General features: G+C 61.4%; 3 protein-coding genes. All 3 read left to right on the top strand.

The features are described from left to right. Positions 1-489 precede the first annotated feature (489 nt). The 3 genes from H7J73_RS10945 (at position 490) to H7J73_RS10955 (ending at position 5,701) form a co-directional block, all read left to right on the top strand. Positions 490-840, top strand: a complete 351-nt coding sequence (locus tag H7J73_RS10945; RefSeq protein WP_264067383.1) for a hypothetical protein — start codon at positions 490-492, stop codon at positions 838-840. Between the two features lie 424 nt (positions 841-1,264). Continuing rightward, positions 1,265-5,092, top strand: a complete 3,828-nt coding sequence (locus H7J73_RS10950; protein WP_264067384.1) for a hypothetical protein — start codon at positions 1,265-1,267, stop codon at positions 5,090-5,092. 258 nt (positions 5,093-5,350) lie between these two features. Further along, the gene (locus H7J73_RS10955; RefSeq protein ID WP_264067385.1) at positions 5,351-5,701 is read left to right on the top strand and encodes a hypothetical protein; all 351 of its coding nucleotides are present in this window, start codon (positions 5,351-5,353) and stop codon (positions 5,699-5,701) included. The last annotated feature ends 77 nt before the right edge of the window (positions 5,702-5,778 follow it).

Below are 5,778 nucleotides of genomic sequence, written 5' to 3' on the forward strand. Positions count from 1 at the left end.
ACACCGGAAGGACAAACCCACACCGACCTAAGAATCACCGCACGGGGTGGATACATTTATCCGGCCACCAACGGATACTTCAACTTGGCCATTGACACCTCCGCCACGTTCCGATCCACGTTGATGCGCTTCGATCACAGTCGCCAGTGGGCCTAACGACATCGAATCTAACGAGTGTTGAAAGGGCTGCCGTCAGGGTGCCTACGGCACCCGTGGTGGTACCAGATTCTCAAGTTCCAGCGGGTGGCGTTGACGAGTGCTCAAGTTCTAAAGATCAAAAGATGGCTGGCCAGAAAAGAGAGCAAGTCATCGATGGGTGCCGCGCAACGTGCCGCTCATCTGGACACGCTGAAGGATGTCCGAACTATTACTGGGTGACGTTCGCCTAACGCCCGTGGGTAGCGCCCGGGTAAGTGCCCGTCCGCGATTATTAGCCTATCTAGCAAGTCTCATAAGAAAGCAGCCGATTTGAAAATAACCTCCCCGGGGATGATGTCTGTGTTCGTCACGCCGCATGCCGCTGGCGGTGTCGACATCAGGCAGGGTGACCATCTCGTACGTATCCCGCCCGCGGTGGCCCGCATCGCCGTAGACGCAATCAACGACCATCTTGAGGGCATCCCCGATCCCGCGCACCACCATCGTCGCAGGGGCCGCACAGTGACTCCGACCGCGATCACCATCACGCACGCCGACGGCAGTACGACCACTGTCCCGCTGGCGGCATCACCCGGCGGCGGCTACCAAACCGTTGACGAGACGTTCTCCGCTTACGTGGACGTGACCCGCTCTGGCAGGCCCGCAGCTACGACGCCCGCGAAAGCTCGCTGGGCCTCCTAACGCCGGGACTGCGTTAACGCGCGCCCCCGAACTGCCGTCCTGGCCCCATAGCTGCGACGTCTTGGCGTAGTCGGTCGCCGTGGAACAGTTTTCTATATTCGTATTCTGGTTATGCGACCTGCGATCACCGCCATTGGACACAATCGTTCCCCGCGCCTGCCCATCGCGGATCGCAACGCCGATCCCGCGATGGGCTGCCCGCCCCTGTCGTCCTATCTGGGGCGCAACGCCCTCTGTACTCCCGTCGCCCCGGTCTGAGCGTTCTCCGCGCTCCCGGGGCGGCGGGCTTAATCTTCCACGCGTTTTTTCTCCCGGCCGGTGCGTCTGTTCGTTCCCGCGGCCGGGCCTCCTTCGCGCGTGGAAAACCCCCCGCCGTGCTCGGTTCTTTGTTGCCGACACGTCGCCAAGTGCCCCCGTTCACGGGATGAGCGGCAGCGGCGGGGTCAAACTTCGGATGTTTGCTGACGACTCGCAACAGTCTGCCAATCAAGAATCTACAGAAGGGATACCTGCCATCGCGATCCATTTGGACGTTTTGCTCAGACTTCAAGATCGTCAGCTCCGATCGGATACCGACAAGCTTGAGCGCGATCTGAAATCTGACTTTGAACGAATCGGCACCAACGCCGGTGCGGCACAGGGCAAGGCGCACGGCGATGCTTACGCCAGGACCTTGTCCCCCCGGTTGAAGAAAGCAACAAAAGACGCCGCTGACGCTGCCGATTTAATCGCGGTAAAAGAGGCAGATTTGTTCGCGGCCCGTACCACGTCCGAGGGCATCTCCCGCCGCTACGCACAGACAGAAAGTGAACTCGCCCAACGTCGCCGGGAAAACGTCCGTGACATCGGTGCCGAGACCAAACTAGAGAACGACCTCATGAAGGCGCGCATCGCGTCGGCGAACGTGCTTAAGCAGGTCGCGAAAATCGAAGCCGACCGCAACAGTGCCAGCCGCAAGCTCGGTGACGCCCAGCGCACCGTGCAAGATCTCACGCCCGCAGTCAGTGGGGTCGAATCGCTCGGCACCGCGCTGAGTGGTCTTAGCAAGTTCGCGATGCCGGGTGCAGTGCTGGCCCTAGCACCCGCCCTAGTCCAGGTTGTCGGTGTCGCAACGGCTGCGTCCCAGGCGATCTGGCTGTTGCCTGCCGCTGCTGGTGCTGCGGGTGCCGCCTTCGGAACAATAGCGCTTGCTACACATGGTTTTTCGGACGCAATTGATTCGATGTCCGACCCCAAAAAGTTCGCGGCCGCACTCAATAATCTGAGTCCGAACGCGCAAAAAGCGGCCATCACGCTGAAATCTCTTGTGGCCGGACCGATTAAAGACCTGCGAGAGGCGACACAAGACAGTTTCTTCGCAGGCATCGGACCCGAGTTGCAGAAGCTGTCCACGACGCTGTTGCCCTCGGTCCAAGGTATGACGACGACCATCGCCGGCGTTTTTAACCAGATGTTCCAGGGCATCGGCAACCAGCTGATGACGCCGGAAACCGGCGCCGCGCTAAGTCAGACTATGTCCAATATCGGCGCAGCATTTCAGGCCGCAGCACCCGCCGCGCAATCGATGACCCGCGCTATTACCGACATTATGGCCGTAGGTTCCAGTGCGCTGGCCCCGCTCGCCACGAGCATCAGCAACGCGGCGTCTGAGTTCGCACGGTTCATTCAGTCCGCCTCTGCTAGTGGTCAATTGCAGAGTTGGCTAGCCGGTGGTATCAGTGCCTTCCAACAGCTTTCCGGTGTCGCAGGCAATTTCATTAGCGCCTTCGGCAAGCTCGCCCCGATTGGCGAGGAGTCGCTGCCAGCCATCGTAGATGCCTTGAACACAGTTGCGGAGATGCTGCCTACCATTGCGTCGGTAGCGACCAATGCGGGCAACGGATTTGAGACGTGGGCCGGACCGCTCCAGCTAGTTAAAGTCATTTTCGACGGACTCGATACGCAAGTCGGCAGAGTCGCCACGCAGATCCCGGCCGCGACTAATCCACTGCGGGTTATCTCCAACATCGCGAATTCGATTCGCTGGCTGTTAGATCCGAATTATCGCGACTCCCAAAGTCCAGAGGCGCTAGCTCAGCAGAAGTTAGACGATGCGTTGACCCGCGCCGGGATGCAGCTGCCCGGCGCGGCCCCCGGCGCAGCAACCGGTCCCGGTAATCCGGCGGCTGACCGCTGGCTTACCGCAGACAATGCCGCGCACCCACCTAGCGCCAATGGATTGCCCGCCGGTACGTATCGCAGGCGTGATGGTTCGATCGGCTATGCCCCCACCCCGTCTATGCAGGACGCTATCCCCACGTCATTGGGTGGCCCTAACGGAAGCTACAACCCGTCGGGCGGCGGTTCTGCTAGTGAGCGCGACAAGATACGGGCGGGTCTCAACCCGGCCGACTACTTACCCGCTGGCATGCCGACGGCCGCGCCAGGTGGCGGCGGCTTACTGGCGAACGTCCCGTCTGGTCATTACGTAGACCCGGGCGGCACGTTCGATCTGTCTCAAGGTCTCGCTGACTGTTCAAGTGCGGTAGGCGATCTCGTCAAGGAGATGGACGGCTTACCTATGGGTGGCGCTGACCGGTTGAACACCGGTAATGCTGCTACGTGGCTCCCGGCGCATGGCTTCTTGCCGAACAACACAGGTGCGAATATTCCCGGCGCGATGAACGTTGGCTACGACCCGGCGCATATGCAGGCCACGTTGCCTGACGGCACTCCCTTCAACTGGGGCAGTGACGTGGCGGCTGCCAATCGCGGGATCGGCGGAACGGGCGCATTCGATCCGGCATTCACGTCGCATTACTACCGGCCGGGTGGAAGCACTTATGGCGCTCCCGGTTACGTAGACCAGAGCGCGGTAACCGAAGCAAGGCAGGACGTTTGGAAGTCGGGGTATAACCTCCAACAGTCGCGCATGGATGAGGCTGTTCTCGGCAAAGACCCCACGGCAACGGGTTTGGAGAAGAGTGCCGCCCACGAGAAGGTTATCGAAGATGGTTGGGCGTACCAAAAAGCGCTAGACAAGCTCTCCGAGGCCCAACAGGGCACGTGGAAGAAACTTTCCGATTCGGCTAACCAGTACAGCAATGGCATGCAACAGATCGGTGCCACGCTAGATTCCGACTTCGGCGTCTCAAAGGGACTGCCGGGCATCTTTGAGAACCTCACGAAGATGCTTGGCGGCCTGGCCATGGCACCGGTTGTCGGGGCGCTGAGTGGCGTCACCGCGGCTTACGGCACCGCGGGTCCTGGCTCGGGATTGCTGGGAATGCTGGCACCGCGGACGAATGCCAATGGCCAGCAGATGCCAAACATTCTCGGACAGTATCCAGATGCCAAGGATGGCCAGCCCGGCGCAAGACCGGCGGGTATCGCGCCATCTGACACTGTCCCGGCGATGCTCACCCCCGGTGAGTTCGTCGTACCGAAGGGGCCAGCCCAGCATTTCGGGCCGGAGCTGGAACAGATTCGCGGCTACGACAAGGGCGGGCGGGTCGTCGGCGATGTGAATTCGGCACCCAAGCCAGCCGCAACCAGGCCAGCCGCACCCGCACCGGGAATGCCCGGTGGTCCTCCGATAGCACCTATGGCACCTCCAGGGGCACCGGGTGGCATTGGTGGCCCAGGCGGCCCCCCTGGTGGACCGCTGCCGGGACCTGCCGACCAAAAAGCGGGAGGTACGGCAACGCGCGACACCGCACAGCGGGGCATCACACAGGGCGAAGGCCTACCCGCGTCTGATGGCATCGGCTTTAGTGGCGGCATCATCGGCGCCGCAGAGTCAGCAGCCGCATCGGGTGCCGGTGCTTTCCCTGGAGGCGCAGCGGCAGCGGCAGGCGCACAGATCGGTATCGATGAGATTAACCGTGCCATTGGCTTTGGCGCCCAAGCGGCCGGTATCGGCGTCGAAGGCCTCATGCAGACCTTCTTGCCAGTCGAGTCTGAACTCGCCGACCCGATGCGAGGTTGGTTCGGCAAAATTCTCGGCGGTGTGGCTGGAATCCGGCCTGCTGCAAAGAATGTCGCCGGTGGCCTGACGGACAAGATTCTGGGCAAGGGACCGGATAAGGGTCAGGACCCGCTCACTGCTCAACAGGTCGCAGACAACAGCACCACGCAGAACAACAACCAGTCGAGCGTCACCAACCACAACACGATCGATTACCACGCCAGCGCAGCTCAGTCCCAGGACGCGAATTTCGCGGCGTTCTCTGAGCACGTCGCTAACCAGAATGCGATGCCGGGGCAGAGGTGAAGCGGCCGTGTCTCGATTGTGGCGCGTTGTCACCAAACACAAGGTGCCCGGCGCACACCCGTCGATGGCGGAATGCCAGATATGAACATCCGGCATTCAAGGCGTGGGGCAAGCCCTTCGGTGTCTGCGCGCTCCAGATCCTTTGCAGCGGAGCGCGTGCCACCACGTGGGACCACATCAGTGGGGACAGTACGGATCACCGGCTGTTGAACAGGCAGCCAGCGTGCCGACCGTGCAACTCCAGCAAGGGCTGCAAGCGTGCTTGACCAAGGCCCAGACGATGCCGAAGAGGTCGTTGCCACTCTCCTGAATGTGGTGTTTCCCAGCGCCATTACGCGCCGGAACAATGACGTGTTGCCCTTCGCCATCGTCCGCACCTTGGACGGCAAAGAAGATGTTGAGTGCGGGACGGCAGACGCCGTCGTGAACGTTCGTGTTGTCTGCGACAAGAGGTTGGGAGAGGTTGCGGCGGCGGTGCAATGCAGCAATGTGCACCGCCAGATGCTGGAGCAATCGCAGTACCTAGACGACATCGTGCTAGCCAGTGGTCGGATGGCGTCTGTCGACTTCGTCAGGGTCGTCTCTTGGGACTGCCCCCAGTTTGGTTGACTCCTGACCTGTGAGGATTCGTCCTTGCTGGAAGGATCAATCTCGTGCCGAAACCGTTTCCTGCCGAGTTCCGAGCC

Origin of the sequence: Mycolicibacterium komossense, assembly GCF_025822605.1 — a bacterium.
Lineage (GTDB): Bacteria > Actinomycetota > Actinomycetes > Mycobacteriales > Mycobacteriaceae > Mycobacterium > Mycobacterium komossense.